Raw genomic sequence first — 24,205 nt, 5'->3', positions numbered from 1 at the left:
ATGAATAACCCGACACAATTTTCTCAGGGGCGCGCGCTCGACGTGATTTGCCTGGGCCGCCTGGCGGTGGATCTGTATGCGCAGCAAATCGGCAGCCCGCTGGAAGACGCGACGAGTTTCGCCAAGTACCTGGGCGGCTCGTCGGCGAATATCGCCTTCGGCACGGCCCGCCTGGGCTTGAAATCGGCCATGCTGTCGAAAGTGGGCGACGACCACATGGGCCGTTTTTTGACGGATACCTTGTCGAAAGAGGGCTGCGACGTCAGCCACGTTGGCATCGACCGTGACCGGCTCACCGCCCTCGTCATGCTGGGCATCAAGGATAAAAACACGTTTCCGCTGATTTTCTACCGCGACAATTGCGCCGACATGGCCATCGATCCAGCATCGGTGGATGCGGCCTTCATTGCATCGAGCAAAGCGCTCTTGATCACCGGCACGCATTTTTCCACGGCTGCCATGCACGCCGTCAGCACGCAGGCGCTCAAATTGGCGCGTGCCAATAATGTGCGCACCGTGCTCGATATCGATTACCGTCCCGTGCTGTGGGGACTCTCCGGCAAGGCAGACGGCGAAACGCGCTTCGTCTCGAACGACGGCGTGACCAGCCACCTGCAGGCGATCCTGCCGCAGTTCGACCTGATCGTCGGCACGGAAGAGGAATTCATGATTGCCGGCGGCGGCGCCGATATCATGGCCAGCTTGCGCGCCGTGCGGGCCGCCACCCTGGCCACCCTGGTCGTCAAGCGGGGGCCGCTGGGCAGCGCCGTCATCGACGCCACCATTCCGCACAGCCTCGACGCCGCGTATAACTACCGTGGCGTGCGCGTGGACGTGCTGAACGTGCTGGGCGCGGGCGACGCTTTTCTGTCCGGCTTTTTAAAAGGCTGGCTGCGCGGCGAGGAATACGAAGCGTGCTGCCGCTACGCGAATGGTTGCGGTGCCCTGGTCGTGTCGCGCCACGGCTGCGCGCCGGCCATGCCGTCACCCGTCGAGCTCGACTATTTCCTCGCCAACGCGGCCAAGCTGACGCAGCCGGACCAGGACGCCACCTTGTCGCGTTTGCACCGCGCGACGGTAGCGCGCAAGCAATGGGATGAATTGTGCGTGTTTGCGTTCGATCACCGCACGCAATTCTTTGAGCTGGCGCAACAAACGGGCGCATCCGAGTCGCGCATCTTAGCCTTGAAGCAATTGATGGTGCAAGCCGTGGCGCAGACGGAAACGGCCTTGCAGTTGTCCGGCAAGACGGGCGTGCTGATCGATGGGCGCTATGGCGTCGACGCGCTCAACGATGCGACCGGGCGGGGCTGGTGGATAGGCCGTCCCGTGGAATTGCCGGGATCGAATCCGTTGCAATTCGACTGGGGCCGCTCCATCGGCTCGCATTTGCTCAGCTGGCCGAAGGAACACGTGATCAAATGCCTGGTGCAACTGCACCCGGACGACGCCGTGGAAAACCGGCTGGAACAGGAAGCGCAGATCAAGGCCCTGTATGACGCGGCGCAAGTGAGCGGTCACGAACTGTTGCTGGAAGTCATACCGTCGGAAGCCTTGCCGCAAAGTGACGATACCGTCTTGCGCGCCGTCAAGCGCCTGTACAACCTCGGCATCTATCCGGAATGGTGGAAACTGGAAAGCATGTCGGCTGCGCAATGGCAAGCCATCGATGCCCTCGTGCATGAGCGCGATCCGTATTGCCGTGGCGTGGTCTTGCTGGGCTTGAACGCCCCGATCGAAAAACTGGCTGCCAGTTTTCAAGAAGCCAGTGCCAGCACGACGTGCCGCGGCTTCATGGTGGGCCGCACCATCTTCCAGGAACCGAGCCGCCGCTGGCTGGCCGGTGAACTCGACGATGCAGGCCTGATCGCCGCCGTGCGCGCCAATTTCGAGCAGCTCATTGTCCTGTGGCAGCGCACGCGCAAGCACCTGGAGCGTGCAGCATGAGCGCCACTGTCCGCTTGACCATGGCGCAGGCGCTGGTGCGCTATCTGGCCGCCTTGCGGGTGGAAGGGGGCGAACCCTTATTTGGTGGCGCCTTTGCCATCTTTGGCCACGGCAATGTGGCGGGCCTGGGCGAAGCGCTGTACCAGTACCGCGACAGCTTTCCCACCTACCGCGCGCACAATGAACAGGCGATGGCGCATGCGGCCATTGCCTATGCGAAAGCGCACATGCGCCGGCGCATGATGGCTGTCACCAGCTCCATCGGTCCCGGTGCCACCAACTTGCTGACAGCTGCCGCGCTGGCGCACGTGAATCGCTTGCCGGTACTGCTCTTGCCGGGCGACGTCTTCGTCTCGCGCGCGCCGGACCCGGTGCTACAGCAGCTGGAAGATGCCACGGATGGCAGCGTGTCGGTGAACGATGCCTTTAAACCCTTGTCGCGTTATTTCGACCGCATCGTCTATCCGGAGCAGTTGCTGACCGCCTTGCCGCGCGCCATTGCCGCCTTGACGGACCCGGCCGCTTGCGGCCCAGTGACCTTGTCCCTGCCGCAAGACGTGCAAACCATGGCGTATGACTATCCTGCCGATTTTTTCGCACCGAGGATCGTGCGTTTCCGCGCCGTGCCGCCGGTGGAATCCGAACTGGAAGAAGCGGCGCTGCTATTGAAAGACGCGAAACAGCCGCTGATCGTGGCCGGTGGCGGCGTGCTGTACGGCAAGGCCAGCGCCGCCTTGCAGGCGTTTGCCGAACGGTACGGCATCCCCGTGGCGGAAACCCAGGCGGGCAAGAGTGCCTTGCCATGGGACCATCCTTTGCAGCTGGGCGCCATCGGCGTGACGGGCTCGCCTGCCGCGAATAGCCTGGCCGCCGAGGCGGACGTGGTGCTGGCCATCGGCACGCGCTTGCAGGATTTCACTACCGGCTCGAATTCCCTGTTTGCGCAAGCGCAATTGGTCAGCCTGAACGTGAATGCCTTTGACGCCTTGAAACGCCGTGGCCTGGGCTTGCAGGCGGACGCGACGCTGGGCTTGCAGGGCCTCTCGCGGCTGCTTGGCAGCTGGAACAGCGCGGGCCTATGGCTGGACCGCGCACAGCAGGCTGGCCGCGCCTGGCGCAACACGGTGGCGGCGATCACGGGCCAACGCGAGATGGCCGGCTTGCCATACGACGGCGAAGTCATCGGCGCCGTGCAGCGTTCATCCAAGGATTCCGCCACGCGCGACATCGTCGTCTGCGCGGCAGGCACCTTGCCGGCCGAACTGCATAAACTGTGGCGAACGGAAACACCGGGCGGCTACCACATGGAATACGGTTATTCGTGCATGGGCTATGAAATCGCCGGCGGCCTGGGCGTCAAGATGGCCAAGCCGGATGCCGAGGTGATCGTCATGGTGGGCGACGGCAGCTATCTGATGATGAATTCGGAAATCGCCACTTCCGTCATGCTGAACAAAAAACTCATTATTGTCGTGCTCGACAACCGCGGCTATGGCTGCATCAACCGATTGCAGCAGGCGTGTGGCAATGTCTCGTTCAACAATATGTTGCCCGATAGCGCCCCCGTGATCGACTTTGCGCTGCATGCGCAGTCGCTGGGCGCTCTCAGCGAACACGTGGGCAATATCGCCGAGCTGGAGCAAGCCATGCTGCGCGCGCGGGCAGCTTCCCGCACGTACCTGATCTGTATCAATACGGACGACACGCGCACGACCGAAGAGGGTGGTTGCTGGTGGGAAGTGGCCGTACCGGAAGTGTCCACGCAAGCCGGCGTGCAAGCTGCCCGCATCCGTTATGAACTTGACCGTCAAGGACAACAAAAATGAACGCACCAAGCTGGAATGTGAAGATCGGTATCAACCCGATCTCGTGGATGAACGACGATTTGCCCAGCCTGGGCGGCGAGATGCCCCTGGAAACGGCCTTGAAAGAGGGCGCCGAGATCGGCTACGTGGGTTTCGAACTGGGCAACAAGTTTCCCAAGGATGCCCCGGCCCTGAACGCCGTGCTGGGCAAGTATGGTTTGGCTTGCGTCTCGGGCTGGTATTCGGGCCGGCTGGCGCACCGCTCTGTGGAAGAGGAAATCGCTGCAGTTGGCGCGCATTTACGCTTGCTGGCCGACAGCGGCGCCAGCGTCATGGTCTACGGCGAAGTGGCCGACGCCATCCAGGGCGAAGCCCGCCCGCTGTACAAACGTCCCCGTTTCCAGACCCAGCAGCAATGGCAGGCATACGCGGACAAATTGACGGCGTTTGCCGCGCATCTGCTGGCGCACGGCGTGCGCCTCGCGTATCACCATCACATGGGCGCCTACGTGGAAACCCCGGCGGACGTGGATCAACTGATGGCCTTGACGGGGTCGGAAGTGGGCTTGCTGTTTGATACGGGTCATATCACCTTTGCCGGTGGCGACGCGCTGGCCGTTTTGAACAAGCATATCGATCGCATCTGCCACGTGCATTGCAAGGATGTGCGCCCCAACGTGGTGAAACTGGCCCGCAATGGCCACTGGAGTTTCTTGCAGGCTGTCATCAATGGCGCCTTCAGCGTGCCCGGCGATGGCAGCATCGATTTCCCGGCGATCCTGACGCGCTTGTATCTGCACGGCTACGCGGGCTGGCTGGTGGTGGAAGCGGAGCAAGACCCGGCCGTCGCGCCCAGTTATCAGTACGCGAAGATGGGCCATGATTACCTGGCTAGCCTCGTCGATGCCATCCCCCGCCTGGGCCGGGAGGCGGCATGAGCCCGCTGCTGGTCAAGGCCCGGCCCGGTTCTACTATCGTCGAGGTCACGCCCGAGTCGGCCGGCTGGACGCATGTGGGTTTTGCCGCGCACCGTCTTCACGCGGGCGTGTCGATGGCGCTGGAGACGGGTAGCCGCGAACTGTGCATCGTCGTGCTGACGGGCACGGTCACCGTCCAGGCGGGCGGGCAGGCCTGGGAACCTATCGGCAATCGCCAAAGCGTCTTCGAGGACCGCTCGCCGTATGCCGTGTATGTCCCGCTGGATACGAAGGTCAGCATTATGGCCGTCAGCGCTGCCGAAGTAGCGCTGTGCAGCGCCCCGGCCACCACGCATCGCCCGGCGCGCCTGATCGAACCGGCCAGCATGGCGCGTTCCGTGCGCGGCAAGGGCGCCAATACCCGCTATGTGTGCGACATCCTGCCGCAGACAGCAGAGGCCGACGGCTTGCTGGTGGTGGAGGTGTTAACGCCGTCCGGCCATTCATCGAGCTATCCGCCGCACAAGCATGACGATGACAATATTCCGACTGAAAGTTCACTGGAAGAAACGTATTACCACCGCCTCAATCCGGAGCAGGGCTTTGCGTATCAAAGAGTCTACACGGATGACCGCTCCATCGACGAAGCCATGGCCGTGGAAAACCACGATGTGGTGATGGTGCCCAGGGGCTACCACCCCGTGACCGTACCGTATGGCTATGACGGCTATTACCTGAACGTGATGGCCGGCCCGAAACGCGTGTGGCATTTTAAAAACGACCCGGCCCATGAGTGGCTGATACATGCCAAATAATCAAGGACAAGATATGACTACCCCGACAATTGGCCACTTTATTAGTGGCAACCTGATGGCTTCGCGCTCCGAGCGCACGAGCGACGTCTTCAATCCCGCCACGGGCGCCGTGACGGCCAAGGTGGCGCTGGCCACGTCGGGCGAGCTGAACGCGGCCGTGGCCGCCGCCCATGCCGCCTTTCCCGCCTGGTCGCAAACCTCGCCCCTGCGCCGCGCCCGCGTGATGTTCAAGTTCAAGGAATTGCTGGAAGAACATGCGGATCAATTGGCTGCCCTGATCACGTTTGAACACGGCAAGGTCTTTACGGATGCGAAAGGGGAAGTGACGCGCGGCATCGAAGTGGTGGAGTTTGCCTGCGGCATCCCGCAAATGATGAAGGGTGAATACTCGGAACAAGTGGCTGGTGGCATCGATGCCTGGTCGATCCGCCAGGCGCTCGGTGTCTGCGTCGGCATCACGCCCTTCAACTTCCCCGTCATGGTGCCGATGTGGATGTTCCCGATGGCGATTGCCTGCGGCAATACGTTCGTACTCAAACCGTCGGAACGCGACCCGTCGGCCAGCCTGCTGCTGGCGCAGCTATTGACGGATGCGGGCTTGCCGGACGGCGTCTTCAATGTGCTGCAGGGCGACAAGGAAGCCGTCGATGGCTTGCTGCACCATCCGGACGTGCGCGCCGTCAGCTTTGTCGGTTCCACGCCGATTGCCGAGGTTATTTATGCCACCGGCTGCGCGCAGGGCAAGCGCGTGCAAGCGCTGGGCGGCGCGAAAAACCACATGGTGGTCATGCCCGACGCGGATATTGCCCAGACGGTGGACGCCCTGATGGGCGCCGCCTTCGGTTCGGCAGGCGAGCGTTGCATGGCCATTTCCGTCGTCGTGGCGGTGGGCAATGTCGCGGATCAACTGGTCGAAGCGCTGGTGCCGCGTATCGCGGCCTTGAAAATCACGCAGGGCATGGATTTGTCGGCCGAAATGGGGCCTGTCGTCACGCAAGTGCACAAGCAAAAGATCGCCGGCTACATCGCCACGGGAGTAAAAGAAGGCGCCAAGCTGGTGGCCGATGGACGCGGTTTCGTCTTGCTCGGCCATGAAAATGGCTTTTTCCTCGGCGGCAGCCTGTTCGACCATGTGACGCCCGAAATGACGATCTACAAGGAAGAAATCTTCGGCCCCGTGCTGTGCATCGTGCGCGTGCCTGATTTTACGACGGCGCTGGATCTCGTCAACGCGCATGAATATGGCAATGGCACGGCGATTTACACGCGCGATGGCAACACGGCGCGCGAATACACGCACCGGGTGCAAGTGGGGATGGTCGGGGTGAATGTGCCGATCCCCGTGCCGATGGCTTTCCACAGCTTCGGCGGCTGGAAGCGCAGCCTGTTTGGCGACCATCATGCGCATGGCCCGGAATCGGTGCGTTTCTACACGAAACAGAAGGCCGTGACGCAGCGCTGGCCGGCATCGACGGCCGCCGGCGCCGAATTTGCCATGCCGACCCTGAAGTAAGGCGCAGAGCGCCATCTGGTTCGCTTCTTGCTTACTGCAATGGTTAATTGTTTAGCCATTGCAGATTGCTCCCATGACGTCCAGCCGTACCCAGCCTTTGCGCATTGTTGTCGTCAACACCATTGTCGAGCACGGCGTGCACGAGAATGCGGCATTGGCTGCCCAAGTGCTGCGCGGCAACGCCTTGCGCATCGGCTTGCTGGAATCGGGCTTTGACATCGTCGCCTCGCTGCCAGCCGACCTCTACCTTCCCGAGCGCATTGCGCAACTGCAGCCCGACCTCATCATTATTGATGCCGAATCGGATGCGCGCGATGTGCTTGAACACATCGTCATCGCCACGCGCGACGAGCGCCGCCCCATCGTCCTGTTTACGGAAGACGGCGCCACGGCCAGCATCGACGCGGCCATGGCGGCCGGCGTGTCCGCCTATATCGTCGCCGGCTTGCAGGCCGAGCGCATCTTGCCCGTGCTGAACGTGGCGCTGGCGCGCTTCCGCCAGGAAGAAAAATTGCGCGCTGAATTGCTCGACACGCGGCACAAGCTGCTGGAGCGCAAGGTGATCGAGCGGGCCAAGGGCCTGTTGATGACGCATCAGGGCTTGACGGAAGAGCAGGCTTACCAGCGGCTGCGCAGCATGGCCATGAATAAAAAACTGAAGTTGGCGGAAATTGCCCAGCGCATTCTCGACGTGGAGGACTTGCTTGGATGACTAGCGCATTTCCTGACACATGCTGGTGCAGTGCACCAATCCAGTGCATTTCCAGCGGCCTCGAACAGGGTCTGCACAGGCACGGTCCTTGCTGCAGGATGGGCATGGCCTTGCCCATATCGGCGCGGCAAAACAGTATTTATCAGCAAGGAATGGTATGACAGAGCAAACGGGCAGGCAGGCAGAACGCAGCGCCCAGCTGATGCGATCAGTACAGCCGGAAAAAACAACGATACGCATCGGCTATCTGCCGCTGACCGATTGTGCCTCGCTGGTGATGGCGTCGAAGCTCGGCTTGGACGAGAAATACGGCATCAAGATCGAACTGAGCCGGGAGATGTCGTGGGCCGGCGTGCGCGACAAATTGAATAACGGCGAACTCGACGCCGCCCACGTGTTGTACGGTCTCGTGTATGGCGTGCAACTGGGCATCGGCGGGCATCAGCGCGACATGGCCGTGCTGATGAACCTCAATCACAGCGGCCAGGCCGTCACCCTGTCGGCGGCGCTGGCGCGCGAGGGCGCCCACGATGGTCCCACTCTGGCGCGGCACATGCGCGGCGCGGCGCGGCCGTTTGCGTTTGCGCATACTTTCCCGACCGGCAACCACGCGATGCTGCTGCAATACTGGCTGGCCGCGCATGGCATCGATCCGCTGCGCGACGCACGCGTGATGACGGTGCCGCCGTCGCAAATGGTGGCGGCCTTGCGCGCGGGCCAGATGGACGGTTTTTGCGCGGGCGAACCGTGGGGCTACAAGGCTATTGTCGATGGCGTGGGCGTGACAGCCGCCACCAGCGGCGCCATCTGGCCCGACCATCCGGGCAAGGTACTGGGCACCAGCGCCGCGTTTGCGCGTCAGCATCCGAATACCTGCCGCGCCCTGATCGCCGCCGTGCTCGAGGCGGGGCGCTGGATCGACGCCAGCGATGCCAACCGACTGGCCATGGCGGCTACCCTGGCCGAACCCGCTTATCTGAATGCAGCGCAGGAAATGCTGGCGCCGCGCATCCTCGGTCATTATCAGGATGGCCTGGGCAAGACCTGGGACGAGGCGCACGGTTTGAAGTTTTACCACGACGGCGGCGTGAACTTCCCCTACCTGTCCGACGGCATGTGGTTCATGACCCAGCACCGGCGCTGGGGCTTGCTGCGCGATGAACCCGATTACCTGGCAGTGGCAAGGCAGGTGAACCGCATCGACCTGTACCGCCAGGCGGCGGAGATGACGGCGACGCCCGTACCAAAGGCAACGATGCGCAGCTCGACCCTGTGCGACGGCGTGGTGTGGGACGGCAGCGCGCCGGAAGCCTATGCGGCGTCGTTTGCCATCGGCCATTGTTTTTGACTGAATTTCTGACGGGAGACTGCATCATGGCACAACAAGGACGCGTCACGCTGGTCGGCGCCGGTCCCGGCGATCCGGACTTGCTGACCATCAAGGCAGCAAAAGCCATCGCGCGGGCCGACGTGGTGCTGATCGATGACCTCGTCAACCCGGCCATCCTCGCGCATGCGGCGCCTGGCGTGCGCGTGGTCGAGGTGGGCAAACGGGGCGGCTGCGCTTCCACGCCGCAAGCCTTCATCGAGCGCCTGATGCTGGCCGAAGCGCGCGCCGGCCTGCATGTGGTGCGTCTGAAAGGGGGCGACCCCTGCCTGTTCGGACGCGGCGGCGAAGAGCGCGCCTACCTGCGCAGCCACGGCGTGGCCGTCGAGGTGATCCCCGGCATCAGCAGCGGCCTGGCCGCACCATCGTCCATCGGCGTGCCGCTGACGCACCGCGGCTGGAGCCAGGGCGCGATCTTCGTCACGGGCCATGGCAAGGATAGCGCCTCGGAGCCGAACTGGGCGGCATTGGCGCGAAGCGGCCTGACCCTGGTCATCTACATGGGCGTGGCCCGGGTGGCGGCCATCCAGGCGGGCTTGCTGGCCGGCGGCATGGCGCCCGGCACGCCAGTGGCCGTGGTGCAATCGGCCAGCCTGGCAACGCAGCGCCAGTTGCTGAGTACCTTGCACGCCTTGCCGCACGACTTGCTGACCAGCGGCCTGGGCAGTCCCAGCATCATCGTCGTGGGTGACGTGGTGCGCTGCGCCGATGCCTGGGACGACCATGGCGCCGGCACCTTGCTGGCCGCTGCCGTCTGACTTCAGTGTATCGGCAGCGCCACGGGACGGATGGGCGCCGCGTCGCCGCCACGGAATTTCAACGAGGCGCCGATGAAGGCAAACTGGTACACCTTGTCGCGCGACAAGGCTTCCAGGTCGACCAGTTCCAGGATGGGCGTGCCCTGCTGCGCCAGCAAATAGGTGTGCACGGGCAGGTAGTTGCCGACCACTTCGGAGGGGAACGCCTCGAAACTGAGGTTGTCCGCGCCTACCACCATGGCGCCGCCATCTTCCACGAGGAATTTTGCCGCATCGAGCGACAGGCCGGGGGGATTGGCCATGTAGGCTTGCGCCTGCTCATAGTGTTGCATGCGGCCCGTGCGTATCAGCACCACGTCGCCCTTTTCCAGCGTGATTTTTTGTTGCGCCAGCGCCGCGCGCAAGTCCTGCCGCGTGACCCGGTAATTGTCGGGCAGCTGTGAAAGTCCCTTAGCCACGGCCACGTCGATCAGCACGCCGCGCGCCACGATGGGCGGCAGCTTTTCCGCGCCCGTCACCGTCCAGCCACGGTCGCCCAGGTAGTGTTCTTCCGTAAATCCGTTCCAGATCTTGCCGTTCAAGCCAAAGTGGTTGAGCGCGTCGATATGCGTGCCCATGTGCGCATACATGGACACGGCCGACCCCGTGTAACTGACGTGGCGGTTCATCGTTTCGCCTACGTTCATGGAGTCGGCCACGACGTTGCCCTTCGGCGTGTGCGTCATCCACATCTGGTAGGGCGGATCGCCTGCCGCCTGCCAGCTGGGCATGCCGATATAGAAATCGACGGCCAGGTCATAGCTCTTGCCGCCGTCGATGCGCGCTAGGATGGCCGCGCGCGAGGCCGGCGTCATCAGGTTCAGGCGGCCGATTTCGTCTTTCGGCCCCCAGGGGCTGATGCCCACTTCAGGCAGGGCGACGGTGGCCGGGGCCGCCTGCGCTGTGCCAGCCAGCAGGGCCAGCAGCAGCGGCAGCGATTTCAATGGGATAGGGACGTTGAACATGAGGGATTCCTTGTGTAGTGAAGAATGAAGCCGCCATCATATTGTTTTCCAATTCAATGATAATCAGCGATAAAATAATAAGATATTCAACCAAATGGAAAGAATCATGGATGTCCTGGCGCACATGCGCGTGTTTCGCAAGGTGGTTGAGCGCGACAGCTTCAGCAAGGCGGCGCAAGATCTGAACCAGTCGGCGGCGGCCATCAGCAAGCAGGTGCGCCAGCTGGAAGCGCATCTGGCGACGGTGCTGCTGGTGCGCACGACGCGGCGCATGAGTTTGTCGGATGGCGGCCGCGCCTACTATCTTGAATGCTGCCGTCTGCTCGACGAGATCGACGCGCTGGAACTGGCCACGCGCTGCTGTGCCGGCAAGGTGGCGGGGCGGCTGCGCGTGAATGCACCGCTGTCGTTTGGCTTGAAAGTGTTGTCGCCCCTGTTGCCGGCCTTCATGGCCCTCTATCCGGAAGTCAGCATCGAGATGACCCTGGACGACCGTCTGCGCGACGTGGTGGGCGAGGGCTATGACGTGTCGCTGCGCATCCGCGCCGCGCTGGCCGATTCGACCCTGGTGGCGCGCCGCCTGGGCGATGTCGAGCAGATGATCTGCGCGGCGCCCGCCTATCTGGCGCGGCGCGGCACGCCCCGGCAGGCCCAGGATTTGCACGGCCACGATTGCCTGGCCTACCGTCTGGCCGACAGTCCAGGCATTTGGCAGCTGGCCGGCCCGGAAGGCGCGAGCAGCATCGTCCTGCCCGTGCGCTTTTCCGCCGACAGCAGCCTGCTGCTGGCCGATATGCTGGTGGCGGGCATCGGCGTGGGTGCGCTGCCATCCTTCGTCGCCATGCCTCTGCTGGCCAGCGGCGCCTTGGTGCGCGTGCTGCCATCGCATGGCATGGCCAGGCGCGGCGTGTATGCATTGATGCCCGATGGGCGCCACGTGCAGGAAAAGGTGCGTGCCTTTTGCGACTTCCTGGCGGGGGCGCTGCAGGCGGCATAGGGATTGGGTGTTTTCCAGTGCAACCATCATGCGCGCTTTTTTTCTTCCACAAGCGCGTCGGGCAGGGGCTTTGATAGTATCCTCGTACCTGTCGGGTGGCCTGTGCCGCACATTCGAGGAACCGGAATAAGCGATTGACAATGCACACTTTGAGCAAGGGCGGGACGGTAGCGGGCATCAGGATCTGGGCGGGTGGCCTGCTGCTGGCATTGGCGGTGGGCGGCGCCCTGTATGCGGGCGCGGCGCGCACGGTCAATGACGACGCCGAACAGCGTTTCGATAATCTCACGCATGGTGCCCAGCATAGCCTGGCCACGCGCGTAAAAAGCTATTCCGACTTGCTGCGTGGCCTTGAAGCGCTGTTTCGCACCAGCGAAAAGCTGACGCGCCGCCAGTTCCACGATTACGTGGCCGGTCTCGATATCGTGCGCCAGTTCCCCGCCATCGAATCGGTCAACTATGCGGTGGCGCTGACGCAGGCGCAGCGCGCGGCCTATGTCGCCGATGTACGCCGTGACACCAGCCTGGCGCCGGGCGGCTATCCCGCATTCACCATCCGCCCGCCCGGCGAGCGGCCGGAATACACCGTGCTCACTTACCTGGAGCCCGATTCCCTGCTGTCTGAACGCATGGGCGTCGATATCGGTGCCAACCCGCTGGTGGCGCAGGCCCTGGAGCAGGCGCGCGACACCGGCGAAGTGAGCGCGTCGGGCCAGGTGATCATGATCAAGGGACCGCCCGCGCACGTGGGCCTGGGCATGCGCTTGCCCGTGTACCGCAATGGCATGCCGCAAGGCAGCGTGGCCGAGCGCCGCGCCGCCTACCAGGGGTCCGTGGGCATTGGCTTTGGCGTGGCGCAACTGGTGCACAGCGCGCTAGAACGCAGCGCCCTGGAGCCGCTGCACCTGACCCTGTACAGCGCCGCCGAACCTCGTCCTGCCGATGGCGCATGGCGCATCACGCCGCAGGACCGCCTGCTGTTCAACGATGACGGCGACCTGGCGACACCGCCGCCGCAACCGGGCAGCGATGCCGCTTATTTCGACCAGGTGCTGCCGGTGGCCTACCAGGGCGGCCTGTGGAAAGCCCATTTCCGCGTGCGCAAGGTGGAGCTGTACAGCAGCTTTGACCGCTATTTTCCGTGGCTGTCGCTGGCCGTCGGCGTGGCCGGCACCTTGCTCATTTATGGCTATATCTTTACCCTGTACCGTTCGCGCCGCAACGCGGTGGCGCAGCGTACCCTGCTCGATACGGTGCTCGACAGCGTCGATGCCTACGTCTACATGAAGGATGCCGACCTGCGCTACCGCTACGTGAATGCGCGCACGGCGAAGATACTGGGTCGCTCGGCGGAGCAGTTGATCGGCCGCCAGGATGGCGAGTTGATGCTCGGCGATGCGGCTGCCGCCGCGCAGCTGACCGAACGCCAGGTCTTCGACAGCGGCACCAAGTTTGTCGGCGAAGAGCGCTTCGTTGATGCGCAGGGCCAGGTGCATCACCTGTGGAGCGTGAAGGTGCCGCTGGGCTTGCCTGGTCCCGTCACGGGTCTGATCGGCCTGTCCACCGACGTGACGGAACTGCATCGCCTGAAGGAGCAGGCCGACGCGGCCAGTCAGGCCAAGAGCGACTTCCTGTCGAACATGAGCCATGAAATTCGCACGCCGATGAACAGCATCATTGGCATGGCGCACCTGGCGCTGAAATCGGTGGCCGATGCGCGCCAGCGCGATTATCTGCGAAAAATCTTCCATTCGGGCCAGCATTTGCTGGGCCTGATCAACGACATCCTCGATTTTTCCAAGATCGAGGCGGGCAAGCTGGAATTGGAAGTACTGGACTTCCGTCTCGACACCCTGCTGGCGAATATCGCCAGCCAGCTCGGTGATGCGGCCGCCGTCAAGGGATTGGCGCTGCAGTTCGATATCGCGGCCGAGCTGCCGCAGCGCTGGCGCGGCGATCCGCTGCGCCTGGAGCAGGTCTTGCTGAACCTGACCAGCAACGCCATCAAATTTTCCGACAATGGCAGCATCTTCGTGCGCGTGCGCCAGTCAGAGGAGCGTGGCAGTCACGCCATGCTGCGCTTCGAGGTGCAGGACCGGGGCATCGGCATGAAGCAGGAAGAGGTGGCGCAACTGTTCCGCTCCTTCCATCAGGCCGACCCTTCGACCACGCGCAAGTATGGCGGCAGCGGCCTGGGGCTGGTGATCAGCAAGCAGCTGGTTGAACTCATGGACGGCAAGGTGGGCGTGTACAGCCAGCCGGGCCAGGGCAGCACCTTCTGGTTCACGGCGCGCCTGGAGAAAAGCGTGCAAGCGGGCGACGAGCTTATCGCCGAAGTGGAGCCCGAAGTATTGGGGGTGATCCGCGGCGCATCCATCCTGCTGGTGGAAGATAACGTCTTCAGCCAGCAGGTGGGCTGTGAATTGCTGGAGGATGCCGGCGCCACCGTCTGCGTCGCCTGCAATGGCCGCGAAGCGCTGGAATTGCTGGCCCACCAGCGCTACGACTGCGTGCTGATGGACGTGCAGATGCCGGAGATGGACGGCTTCGAAGCGACGCGCCGCATCCGCGCCGACCCAAAGCTCAACGGCCTGCTGGTGATCGCCATGACGGCCAATGCGGGCAGCGAAGACCGTGCCCGCTGCCTGGCGGCGGGCATGGATGAATTCGTGACCAAGCCGATTGCCCCGAATCTGCTGTTTCACCTGCTGGCGAAATGGTTCCGTCTGCGCGGTGGCATCGGCAGCATCGGCCGTGCGCAGGCGGGCGACAGGCTGGCGGCAGTGCCGAAAGTGCCGCCATCGGCCGCCTTGCTGGAATTGCGCGACACGGCCATCCTCGACCTGGCCACCCTGGCGCTTACGTTCGGCAATGACGCCGTGAAGATGCGCAAATATACCCAGCTGTTTCTCGATACGGCGCGCGACGGCATCGCCGAAATGGAGCAAGCCATGGCGCTGGAAGACCTGGGGCGCCTGGCCGACCTGGGGCACCGCAGCAAATCGTCGGCGCTGGCCGTGGGCGCCCATGCTTTCGCCACCCTGTGCATGTCGATCGAAGGCTTGCGCCTGGGCGGCGAGCTGCAGCAGGCGCGCGCCTTGCTGGCGGCGCTGGAGCCGGCGCTGGCGCAGGTGGCAGAACAAATTTCACTGGAATTTGTCGCCAGCGACGCCCCCTGACGCAGGCAGCGGCGATAATACGCGTTTATACGTGTATTGCATCCCCTGCCACACGGCAAGGAATGCGGCAACCCATCGGATCAGCATGCATACTCCCGTCACGCCCGGCCTCCTCATCTTGCATGGCAACCAGCTGGAACAGCTGCGCGCCGCCGTCTTCCAGTGGCTGCGCCAGCATCCGCTGGCGCCCCTGGAAACGGATATCTTCCTGGTGCAGTCGAACGGCGTGGCCGAATGGCTGAAGATCGCCCTGGCCGAGGAGATGGGAGTCTGCGCCGCCACGCGCATCGCCCTGCCGGCGCGCCTGCTGTGGGAAAGCTACCGGGGCATGCTGGGGCGCGAGCGCGTCCCCCGCGTGTCGCCGTTCGATAAATCTCCGCTGACGTGGCGCCTGATGCGTCTGTTGCCCTCCCTGCTGGCCGACCCCGTCTTTGCGCCGCTGCGCTACTTCCTTGCCGATGGCGATAGCGAACGCCGGCTGCAGCTGGCCGAGCGCCTGGCCGACCTGTTTGACCAATACCAGGTCTACCGCGCCGACTGGCTGGCCGACTGGGCTGCCGGGCGCGACCAGTTGCGCACGGCGCGCGGCGAGGCCATCGTATTGAAAGAAGACCAGCGCTGGCAGGCGCAGTTGTGGCGTGCCGTGGGCCTGGACGTCGACGCCTTCGAGCGCGACACGGGACGCGCCGACATTCACGATGCCTTCCTGGCGGCGATCGCCGCCGGCGAACCGCCTGCCGGCAAGCTGCCGCGCCGGGTGGTGCTGTTTGGCGTATCGGCCCTGCCGTATCAAACCTTGCAAGCGCTGGCCGCACTGGCGCGCCACACGCAGGTGGTGCTGGCCGTGCCCAACCCGTGCCAGTTCTACTGGGGCGACATTATCGACGGGCGCGATTTGCTACGCGCCGAAAACAAGCGCCAGCGGCAGCGCAATGGCCGCGACCTGGCGCAGATTCCGCTCGAAGCGCTGCATGCGCACAGCCACCCGCTGCTGGCCAGCTGGGGCAGGCAAGGACGCGATTTCATCCGCATGCTCGACGAATTCGATGAACACGCGCAAGCCGAAGGACGCGACGACAGCCTGCGCATCGACCTGTTTGGCGAGGAAACGGGCGAGACTCTTCTGCAGCAGGTGCAGGTGGCCATCCGCGAACTGCGTCCGCTGGCCGAGCACGAGCAAACGCCGCCCGAGGCGGGCGACCGCTCGATCGAATTTCATGTGGCGCACAGCGTGCAGCGCGAAGTGGAAGTGCTGCACGACCAGCTGCTGGCCATGTTCGCGCACAGCGCCGTGACGGGCTTGCGTCCGCGCGACGTGGTGGTGATGGTGCCCGATATCGACACCTTTACGGCTGCCATCCACGCCGTCTTTGGCCAGTACCGGCGCAATGACGAGCGTTTCATCCCGTTCGAGATCGGTGACGTGAAGGACCGCAGCGTCAATCCGCTGCTCGTCGCGCTTGAGTGGCTGCTGCAACTGCCGCAGCAGCGCTGCCGCCAGAGCGAGGTGCGCGACCTGCTCGATGTGCCCGCGCTGGCGGCCCGCTTCGGCCTGCAGGCGGACGACCTGGTCACCCTGGGCGCCTGGATCGAAGGAGCCGGCGTGCGCTGGGGCCTGGACCAGGCGCATCGCGCCGGCCTGGGGCTGGGTGCGGCCGGGGAACAGAATGCGTGGATATTCGGCGTGCGGCGCATGTTGCTCGGCTATGCCAGCGGCAGTGGCGCCAGCTTTGGCGGCATCGAACCGTATGCGGAAGTGGGCGGCCTCGATGCGGCGTTGGCGGGTTCGCTGGCGCAGCTGGTCGAGGCGCTGCTGCATTGGCGCAGCGTGCTGGCCGGCGCCTGCACGCCAGCCGAATGGGGCGTGCAGGCGCGCGCGCTGCTGGCGGCTTTTTTTGATGCCGACGACGAGGGCGACCGCCTGACCCTGGCGCAGCTGGAAGGCGCCTTGCAGGGCTGGCTGGAAACCTGCGAGCATGCGGGCTTTGTCGAGCAGGTGCCGTTGTCCGTCTTGCGCGTTGCGTGGCTGGGCGCCTTGGACGAGCCGACCCTGAACCATCAATTTGTCTCCGGCGGCGTGACCTTCTGTACCCTGATGCCGATGCGCGCCGTGCCGTTCCGCGTGGTGTGCCTGCTGGGCATGAACGATGGCGATTTTCCGCGCCGCGCGCAGAAGGCCGATTTCGACTTGCTGGCGCTGCCCGGCATGGCGCGCCCGGGCGACCGCTCGCGCCGCGACGATGACCGCTACCTGATGCTGGAAGCCTTGCTGGCTGCGCGCGACAAACTGTACGTGAGCTGGGTAGGGCGCAATGTGCGCGACAATTCCGAGCAGCCGCCGTCCGTGCTGGTGTCGCAGCTGCGCGATTACCTGGCCGCCGGCTGGTCGCTGGACCGGCACCTGGCATCGCTCACCACCGAGCACGCGCTGCAGCCGTTCAGCCGCCGCTATTTCGAGGCCGATGGCTTGCTCACGTATGCGCGCGAATGGCGCGTGGTCCATACCGATGCCGATGCGGCCGATGCGGAGGCGCAGGCCGCCGTGCTGCCGCTGGGTCCTTACGAGCTCGATCCCGGCACCCGTTTGAAACTGGGCGAGTTGGCCAGCTTCCTGCGCCAGCCCGTCAAATATTTTTTCCGTCGCCGCCTGAGCGTCTATTTCGCCGATGCAGCCATGCTGGGCGAGGATGAAGAGCCGTTCGGCCTGAATGCGCTCGAGCGCTATCTGCTGGAAGACACCATGCTCGACGACGGTGGTGCGGTGGAAGCGGCGGGTGACGTGCGCGCCAGCCTGGAAGCGCGCGCAGAGAAGCTGGCGCGTGTAGGCGTGCTGCCCATCGGCCTGATCGGCCAGCAAGTACAGGCGCAATTGGTCGAGGCGCTGGTGCCCGTGCGCAGCGCGTGGCTATCGCTGCGCGCCTCGTTCCCGCTGGCGGCCGACAAGCGCGCCATCAACTTGCCTTTCGGCGAGCTGCAGATCGACGACTGGCTCGACAAATTGTGCAGCAATGGGCAGGACACGGCCTGGCTGATGCAGATTTCCTCGAAAGTGACGGACAAGGGCGGCCTGGCGCGCGGCGACAAGCTGATGCTGATGTGGCTGCGCCAACTGGCCGCCGCCGCCCTCGGCTTTCCCGTCACCGGCTACCTGGTGGCGCGCGACGCCATCGTCAGCATGGCGCCGCTCGACCCGGCCACGTCGCGCGCAGCGCTGGCCACCTTGCTGGCGCTGTGGCGCGAAGGCATGAACCATCCGCTGCCCACGGCGTGCAAGACGGGGCTGGCGCTGGTGCAGCAGGGCGACCCGCGCGCGGTGTATGACGGCGGCTTTGACATCGCGGGCGAGCGCGCAGAACTGTGCCTGGCGCGCCTGTGGCCCGAGTTTTCCGCGCTGGCCGCCGAAGAAGCGTGGGAAGACTGCACGCGCGAGCTGTATGGCCCGCTGGCCGACTGGCTGCAACAACACATCACGATCGACCCGATCACGATTGACCCGATTAGCGCGTCCGCAGACGGCGCGGGAGAAGAACAATGACGAGCCATCTGCTCAACCCCCTGGCATTCCCGCTGCACGGCTCGCGCCTGATCGAAGCCTCGGCCGGCACGGGCAAGACCTGGACCATCGCCGCGCTGTATGTGCGGCTCGTGCTGGGGCATGGCGACGACGACAGCCGTTTCGCGCGTCCGCTGCTGCCTGCCGACATCCTGGTGATGACGTTTACCCGCGCCGCCACGCGCGAACTGTCGAACCGCGTGCGCGAGCGGCTGATCGAGGCGGCCACTTATTTTCGCAATGAGTTGCGCATTGAATCCGGCGGCAGCGATCCGTTTCTCGACGCCTTGCTGGAGTCCTATCCGGACGAGAGCGAGCGGCAAAAGGCCGCGCACCGGCTGATGCTGGCCGCCGAGACGATGGATGAAGCGGCCATCTTTACCATCGACGCCTGGTGCCAGCGCATGCTGCGCGAGCACGCGTTCGACAGCGGCAGCCTGTTCGACGAAGAACTGGTCAGCGACGAGCAAGCGCTGTTCGAGGATGCGGCCCACGATTACTGGCGCCAGCAAGTGTATCCCTTGCCGCCGCAGGCGCTAGACGTGTTGCTGGCGTGCTGGCCCGACGTTGACGCGCTGAAGAAAGGCGCGCGCGAGCTGGCGCGCCGCGCGGACATCAAGGGCATGGCGGACGAGGAACCGTTGTCCGCGCTGATCGCGCGCGAACAGCGGGCGCTGGCCGCGCAGCTGGCCACCCTGAAGGCGGGCTGGGTCGAGCGTGTGGATCGGATGGCCGCCTGGATCAACGATCACCGCGCCGCCAATCCCAAGTGTTTTAACGGTGTCAAGATGAAGCCGGAGAACCTGGCAAAGTGGTTCGACGGCTTGCGCAAGTGGGCGCAAGATCCGCTCTTGCTGCAGCCGGCCATCACAGCCAAGGCGTGGGAGCGCTTGACGCCGTTCGGCATCGAAGATGCGTTTGCCAAGAGTTTCACGGCCCAGGTGCCCGAGTGCTTCGAACATACGGAAGCGCTGGGGATTGCCCTGGCTGCCCTGACGCCGCTGGCGCACAAGCTGCACCTGCATGCGGCGGCGGCCATTGCGCGGCGCATGGATCAATTGAAGCGCCAGTCGCGCCAGTTCGGCTTTGCCGACATGCTGCAGCGCCTGCACGATGCGCTGGCCGGCGAAAACGGCGCGGCCCTGCGCCAGCGCATCATCGATCAATACCCGCTGGCGATGGTCGATGAATTCCAGGATACGGCGCCCGCCCAGTACCAGATCTTCAACCTGCTGTACCGCATTGCCGACAACGAGCCGGCGCTGGGTCTGTTCCTGATCGGCGACCCGAAACAGTCGATCTACGGCTTTCGCGGCGCCGACATCCAGAGCTACCTGGCGGCGCGGCGCGCCACGGCAGGACGCCACTACCAGCTGGGCACCAACTACCGCTCGACGGCGCCGCTGGTGGCGGCCGTCAACCAGCTGTTCCTGCACGCCGAGCGCGCCGAGGTGCCGTTTGGTGCCTTCCGCTACCGCAAGGATGGTGAAAATCCGCTGCCGTTCGAGGCTGTCGACGCCAAGGGCCGCGACGAGCACCTGGTGAATGCAGGCGGCCCGCTGCCGGCGCTGCTGGCCGCCTGCGCCAGCGATGAAGGACTGCGCGGCGACAGCTACCGCGAGTATTTCGCGCAGCATTGCGCGGAGCACATCGTCGCCATGCTGGGCGATGCGCAAGCCGGCTTCGCTGGTCCCGACGGCTTTGTGCGGCTGCAGCCGGCCGATATCGCCATCCTCGTGCGCGACCGCAAGGAGGCTGCAGCCATCCGCCGCGCGCTGGCGCGCCGCCGGGTCGCCAGCGTCTACCTGTCCGACAAGGATTCCGTCGTTGACAGCGAGGAAGCGCAAGATGTGTTGCGCTGGCTGGCGGCGCTGGCCAATCCCCTCGACGGGGGACTGGCGCGCGCCGCATTTGCCACGCGCACCATCGGCTTGTCGCTGGGCGAGCTGGCGCGCCTGTCGAGCGATGAACTGGAATGGGAACGCCGGGTCGAGCAATTGAAGGCCCTGCACCTGATCTGGCAGCGCCAGGGCGTGCTGGCCATGCTGCGCCGCTTCATCCACGAACTGCAGTTGCCGGCCATGCTGCTGCAGCAGACGGGCGGCGAGCGGCGTTTGACGAATCTGCTGCACCTGGCCGAATTGCTGCAATCGGCCAGCCGGCAGCTAGACGGCGAGCAGGCGCTGATACGCTGGCTGGCCGAGCAGATCGCCGGCGAAAGCGATGGCGGCGACGAGCGCGTGCTGCGCCTGGAAAGCGATGCGGAACTGGTGAAGGTCATCACCGTGCACAAATCCAAGGGCCTCGAATACCCGCTCGTGTATCTGCCGTTTGCCGTCACGGCGCGCAAGGTGGATAAACGCAACCGCAGCTTCTTCGAGTATGCGGGCGAGGATGGCGAACGCCGCCTCGACCTGTCCCTGTCCGACGAGGCCATGGCGGCGGTCGAAGAAGCGCGCATCGAGGAAGATTTGCGCCTGCTGTACGTGGCCCTGACGCGCGCGCGCCACTTTTTGTGGCTGGGCGTGGCCGCTCAGGCGGCGCGCAAGGCGGGCGAGAATACCTTGCACGAATCGGCGCTCGGCTACTTGCTGACGGGCGGCGACAAGCTGCCGTCCGAGCAGCTGCTGCTGCGCTGGCAGCAGGTGGCGGGCAGCTGCGACGCCATCTACGTGGGCTCTTTGGCGCAGCCCGACGCCTGCACGGTGCTCGACCGGGTCGAGCGGCGCCCCGCCTTGCGGCCCGCGCCTGTGTTCCTGGGCGAATTCGAGCGCGACTGGTCGGTGGGCAGCTTTACCTCGCTGACGCGCCAGATCGGCGCCGTGGCTGCCGCGCACGTGCCGCAACGGGCGCTGGAGGAAACCCTGCTGGAAGATGGCACGGCTGTAGCCGTGACCTCGCCGATGCAGATGGGCGACGCGCCCTGGCACCGCTTCCCGCGTGGCTCCGTGCCCGGCAATTTCCTGCACGAGCAGCTCGAGTGGATGGGCAGCGAAGGTTTTGACAGCGTCCACGACGACAATTTCCATACCCGTCTGGCGGCGCGCTGCGAACGGGCGGGCTGGGGCCATCGCCAGGAGGACGCCATCGCCTGGCTCAGGGAAATCGCCCTTACGCCGTTGCCGCTGCTCGATGCGTCGCTGTCGCAGCTCGATAGCACCCTGTCCGAGATGGAGTTCTGGTTCCCCAGCGAGCATTTGTCCACCGGCGCGCTCGATCAGCTGTGCACGCGTTTGCTGCTCGATGGCGCGCCGCGCCCCGTGCTGCCGCGGCGCCAGCTGCACGGCATGTTGAAAGGCTTCGCCGACCTGGTCATCGAACAGGATGGCCGCTACTGGGTGCTCGACTACAAGTCGAATGCGCTGGGCGCCAACGACGCCGCCTACCACACGCAGGCGCTGGCGGCCGGCATGGCGCAGCACCGCTACGATATCCAGGGCGCCATCTACATGCTGGCCTTGCACCGGCTGCTGAAAAGCCGCCTCGGTGATGCGTATGACCCGGCCGAACACCTGGGCGGCGCCATCTTCCTGTTCCTGCGCGGTATCGCGAATGCGGACACGCATGGCTGCTACTGGCTGGCGCCGCAACTGGAATTGCTGGATGGCCTCGATCAACTGTTAGAAGAAACGGAACACCATGCAGCATGATGCGATGCTCGACGCCTTATTCACGCACTTCGACAGCGTCGCTGAAGACGGCCATCTGCGCCGCCTGAGCGCCGCCTTTGCCCGCTTCATCGCCAGCCTGGACGAGGAGGCGCCGAATGCGGCTGCCGTGGCCGTGGCGTGCGTGGTGCTGTCCGAACTGGAAGGGCGGGGCCACAGCTGTTTGATGCTGTTTGATCTGGCCAGCGAACCGTCGCAGCTGCTGGGTTGGAGCGAGGAACTGTGGCATGCCGTGCTGGCCGTTTCCGGCCCGTTGCCGGACAGCGCCGATGGCTGGTGCGCGTTGCTGGCCGGCGCGCCGCAGGTGTGGCAAGTGGGTGCGCCCGATGTGCGCCAGCCGCTGGTGCTCGATGGCGACCGTCTGTATTTGCGCCGCTACTGGCGCGACGAAAGCCTGGTGGGCGAAAAAATCGCCGTGCGCGCGCAGGGTCTGACTAATCCGCCGCTGGCGCAGGTGCGGCAATGGCTCGATATCCTGTTCGACCAGCCCACGCAGGATGGTGGGCCGGACTGGCAAAAGGTGGCATGCGCCATCGCCCTGCGCGGCAAGGTGGCCATCATCACAGGCGGGCCGGGGACGGGCAAGACGTACACGGTGGCGAGCCTTTTGACCTTGCTGTTTGCCGTTTCGCCGCAGCCGGAGCAGCTGCGCATCGCGCTGGCCGCACCGACAGGCAAGGCGGCCGCGCGCCTGAAACAATCGATCGACAAGGCCTTGGAGGGGCTGGCGGCGAAGGCAGGCGATGCCTTGCCTCTGCTGGAACTGGCGCGGCGCATGGGGGCGGCGCGCACCCTGCACAGCTTGCTGGGCGCGCGGCCCGATACGCGCGCCTTTGCCCACCACGCGGGCAACCCGCTCGACGTCGACGTGCTGATCATCGATGAAGCGTCGATGGTGCACCTGGAAATGATGGCGTCGGTGCTCGATGCCTTGCCGCCGACGGCCATTTTGATCCTGCTAGGCGACAAAGACCAACTGGCGTCGGTGGAGGCGGGCGCGGTGCTGGGCGACTTGTGCCACGATGCGCAGGCGGGCGGCTACACGGACGACACCATCGCGTATGCGCAGGCGGCCAGCGGCGTGGCCATTCCAGCCGCCTTCGCAGGGTCGGCTGGCGCGCTGGCGCAGCAGACGGTGATGTTGCGCCACAGCCACCGCTTCGGCGGCCCGATCGGCGAGCTGGCGCTGGCCGTGAATGGCGGCAGGCCCGATCTGGCCAAGGCTTGTTTCGCCAGCGATAGCGGCGGCCAGCTGGCGTGGAGCGTGCCGGCGCAGCAGGAGGACGTGCTGCGCCTGGCCTTGCGTGGACGTCCGGATGCGCCGGGTGGTTATCAGCCTTACCTGGCGCTGGTGAATGCCGGCGGCGAAGGCTACGCGCAGCATGACGATTGGGTGCGCGCCGTGCTGCACGCGTTCGAGTCGTTCCGCATCCTGTGCGCCGTGCGCGAAGGCGAGTGGGGCGTGGCGGGCTTGAACACGGCCATCGAACTGCGGCTGGAAAAAGAAGGGCTGATACGCCGCAGCGAATGGTATGTGGGACGTCCCGTGATGGTCACGCGCAACGACTATGGCACGGGCGTGTTCAATGGCGACATCGGCCTGACCTTGCGCGACCCTGCGCGGCCCGGCTCCCTGCGCGTGTATTTTCTGGAAGGCGAGAACGTGCGCAGCGTGTTGGCCACGCGCTTGCGCCACGTGGAAACGGCGTTCGCCATGACGGTACATAAATCGCAGGGCTCGGAGTTTCGCCACACGGTGCTGGTGCTGCCGCAGGAAGGCGGCGCCATGCTGGCGCGTGAACTGGTCTACACGGGCATCACGCGCGCGCGCGACTTTTTTACCCTCGTCTCGCCCACGCAAGCAGTGCTGTTCGACGCGATTCTGCGCCGCACGCAGCGGGCCAGCGGCTTGAGGGGGCTGATCGGCTGATGGCTGGACTGGGTTTGATA

The 24,205-nt window shown here is 64.9% G+C and carries 14 protein-coding genes; 13 read left to right on the top strand and 1 reads right to left on the bottom strand.

What is annotated here, in order from left to right:
• From ACP7DE_RS15880 to cobA, 8 genes are all read left to right on the top strand, one after another.
• Entirely contained in the window at positions 1–1,947 is a 1,947-nt protein-coding gene (locus ACP7DE_RS15880; protein ID WP_426072995.1) for a bifunctional 5-dehydro-2-deoxygluconokinase/5-dehydro-2-deoxyphosphogluconate aldolase, read from the top strand.
• Positions 1,944–3,773 (top strand): 3D-(3,5/4)-trihydroxycyclohexane-1,2-dione acylhydrolase (decyclizing), encoded by a 1,830-nt coding sequence (iolD, locus tag ACP7DE_RS15875; RefSeq protein ID WP_426072994.1) that lies wholly within the window; start codon positions 1,944–1,946, stop codon positions 3,771–3,773. The genes ACP7DE_RS15880 and iolD overlap by 4 nt, the downstream gene beginning before the upstream one ends.
• Complete coding sequence (gene iolE, locus ACP7DE_RS15870) at positions 3,770–4,690, top strand: myo-inosose-2 dehydratase (RefSeq protein ID WP_426072993.1); 921 nt, start codon at positions 3,770–3,772, stop codon at positions 4,688–4,690. The genes iolD and iolE overlap by 4 nt, the downstream gene beginning before the upstream one ends.
• On the top strand, positions 4,687–5,484 hold the full coding sequence (gene iolB / locus ACP7DE_RS15865) for a 5-deoxy-glucuronate isomerase (RefSeq protein ID WP_426072992.1): 798 nt from the start codon (positions 4,687–4,689) through the stop codon (positions 5,482–5,484). The genes iolE and iolB overlap by 4 nt, the downstream gene beginning before the upstream one ends.
• A gap of 13 nt (positions 5,485–5,497) precedes the next feature.
• Positions 5,498–6,997 carry a CoA-acylating methylmalonate-semialdehyde dehydrogenase gene (locus ACP7DE_RS15860; protein WP_426072991.1) on the top strand — a complete coding sequence of 500 codons (1,500 nt, stop codon included), beginning with the start codon at positions 5,498–5,500 and terminating at the stop codon, positions 6,995–6,997.
• Between the two features lie 73 nt (positions 6,998–7,070).
• Positions 7,071–7,709, top strand: coding sequence for an ANTAR domain-containing response regulator (locus ACP7DE_RS15855; RefSeq protein WP_426072990.1), 639 nt, complete (start codon positions 7,071–7,073; stop codon positions 7,707–7,709).
• A 157-nt stretch (positions 7,710–7,866) separates the two neighbouring features.
• Positions 7,867–9,057 carry a CmpA/NrtA family ABC transporter substrate-binding protein gene (locus tag ACP7DE_RS15850; protein ID WP_426072989.1) on the top strand — a complete coding sequence of 397 codons (1,191 nt, stop codon included), beginning with the start codon at positions 7,867–7,869 and terminating at the stop codon, positions 9,055–9,057.
• 26 nt (positions 9,058–9,083) lie between these two features.
• Positions 9,084–9,854 carry a uroporphyrinogen-III C-methyltransferase gene (gene cobA / locus ACP7DE_RS15845; protein ID WP_426072988.1) on the top strand — a complete coding sequence of 257 codons (771 nt, stop codon included), beginning with the start codon at positions 9,084–9,086 and terminating at the stop codon, positions 9,852–9,854.
• Positions 9,855–9,856: 2 nt separating this feature from the next.
• Here the strand turns inward: cobA and ACP7DE_RS15840 are convergent, their stop codons facing one another.
• Entirely contained in the window at positions 9,857–10,858 is a 1,002-nt protein-coding gene (locus tag ACP7DE_RS15840; RefSeq protein ID WP_426072987.1) for a cyclase family protein, read from the bottom strand.
• Positions 10,859–10,964: 106 nt separating this feature from the next.
• Here ACP7DE_RS15840 and ACP7DE_RS15835 point away from each other — a divergent pair, with 106 nt between their 5' ends.
• The 5 genes from ACP7DE_RS15835 (at position 10,965) to recD (ending at position 24,185) form a co-directional block, all read left to right on the top strand.
• Positions 10,965–11,855 carry a LysR substrate-binding domain-containing protein gene (locus ACP7DE_RS15835; RefSeq protein WP_426072986.1) on the top strand — a complete coding sequence of 297 codons (891 nt, stop codon included), beginning with the start codon at positions 10,965–10,967 and terminating at the stop codon, positions 11,853–11,855.
• A gap of 140 nt (positions 11,856–11,995) precedes the next feature.
• The gene (locus tag ACP7DE_RS15830) at positions 11,996–15,034 is read left to right on the top strand and encodes a CHASE domain-containing protein (RefSeq protein WP_426072985.1); all 3,039 of its coding nucleotides are present in this window, start codon (positions 11,996–11,998) and stop codon (positions 15,032–15,034) included.
• Positions 15,035–15,119: 85 nt separating this feature from the next.
• Positions 15,120–18,569: an exodeoxyribonuclease V subunit gamma gene (recC, locus tag ACP7DE_RS15825; RefSeq protein WP_426072984.1), complete on the top strand. Its 3,450-nt coding sequence runs from the start codon at positions 15,120–15,122 to the stop codon at positions 18,567–18,569.
• Positions 18,566–22,237, top strand: a complete 3,672-nt coding sequence (gene recB, locus ACP7DE_RS15820) for an exodeoxyribonuclease V subunit beta (RefSeq protein WP_426072983.1) — start codon at positions 18,566–18,568, stop codon at positions 22,235–22,237. The genes recC and recB overlap by 4 nt, the downstream gene beginning before the upstream one ends.
• Complete coding sequence (recD, locus tag ACP7DE_RS15815) at positions 22,227–24,185, top strand: exodeoxyribonuclease V subunit alpha (protein WP_426072982.1); 1,959 nt, start codon at positions 22,227–22,229, stop codon at positions 24,183–24,185. The genes recB and recD overlap by 11 nt, the downstream gene beginning before the upstream one ends.
• The last annotated feature ends 20 nt before the right edge of the window (positions 24,186–24,205 follow it).

Source organism: Janthinobacterium sp. DSP2-3-3 (genome assembly GCF_049897325.1).
Lineage (GTDB): Bacteria > Pseudomonadota > Gammaproteobacteria > Burkholderiales > Burkholderiaceae_D > Janthinobacterium.
The sequence above is the reverse complement of the archived record's forward strand: the minus strand, read 5'-3'. Positions and strand labels throughout refer to the sequence as shown.

Coding starts and splice junctions, on each gene's coding strand:
- iolE (WP_426072993.1), top strand. CDS start 3,770: ATGAACGCACCAAGCTGGAATGTGAAGATCGGTATCAACCCGATCTCG.
- ACP7DE_RS15880 (WP_426072995.1), top strand. CDS start 1: ATGAATAACCCGACACAATTTTCTCAGGGGCGCGCGCTCGACGTGATT.
- iolD (WP_426072994.1), top strand. CDS start 1,944: ATGAGCGCCACTGTCCGCTTGACCATGGCGCAGGCGCTGGTGCGCTAT.
- recB (WP_426072983.1), top strand. CDS start 18,566: ATGACGAGCCATCTGCTCAACCCCCTGGCATTCCCGCTGCACGGCTCG.
- ACP7DE_RS15835 (WP_426072986.1), top strand. CDS start 10,965: ATGGATGTCCTGGCGCACATGCGCGTGTTTCGCAAGGTGGTTGAGCGC.
- ACP7DE_RS15855 (WP_426072990.1), top strand. CDS start 7,071: ATGACGTCCAGCCGTACCCAGCCTTTGCGCATTGTTGTCGTCAACACC.
- recC (WP_426072984.1), top strand. CDS start 15,120: ATGCATACTCCCGTCACGCCCGGCCTCCTCATCTTGCATGGCAACCAG.
- iolB (WP_426072992.1), top strand. CDS start 4,687: ATGAGCCCGCTGCTGGTCAAGGCCCGGCCCGGTTCTACTATCGTCGAG.
- ACP7DE_RS15860 (WP_426072991.1), top strand. CDS start 5,498: ATGACTACCCCGACAATTGGCCACTTTATTAGTGGCAACCTGATGGCT.
- ACP7DE_RS15850 (WP_426072989.1), top strand. CDS start 7,867: ATGACAGAGCAAACGGGCAGGCAGGCAGAACGCAGCGCCCAGCTGATG.
- ACP7DE_RS15830 (WP_426072985.1), top strand. CDS start 11,996: ATGCACACTTTGAGCAAGGGCGGGACGGTAGCGGGCATCAGGATCTGG.
- recD (WP_426072982.1), top strand. CDS start 22,227: ATGCAGCATGATGCGATGCTCGACGCCTTATTCACGCACTTCGACAGC.
- cobA (WP_426072988.1), top strand. CDS start 9,084: ATGGCACAACAAGGACGCGTCACGCTGGTCGGCGCCGGTCCCGGCGAT.
- ACP7DE_RS15840 (WP_426072987.1), bottom strand. CDS start 10,858: ATGTTCAACGTCCCTATCCCATTGAAATCGCTGCCGCTGCTGCTGGCC.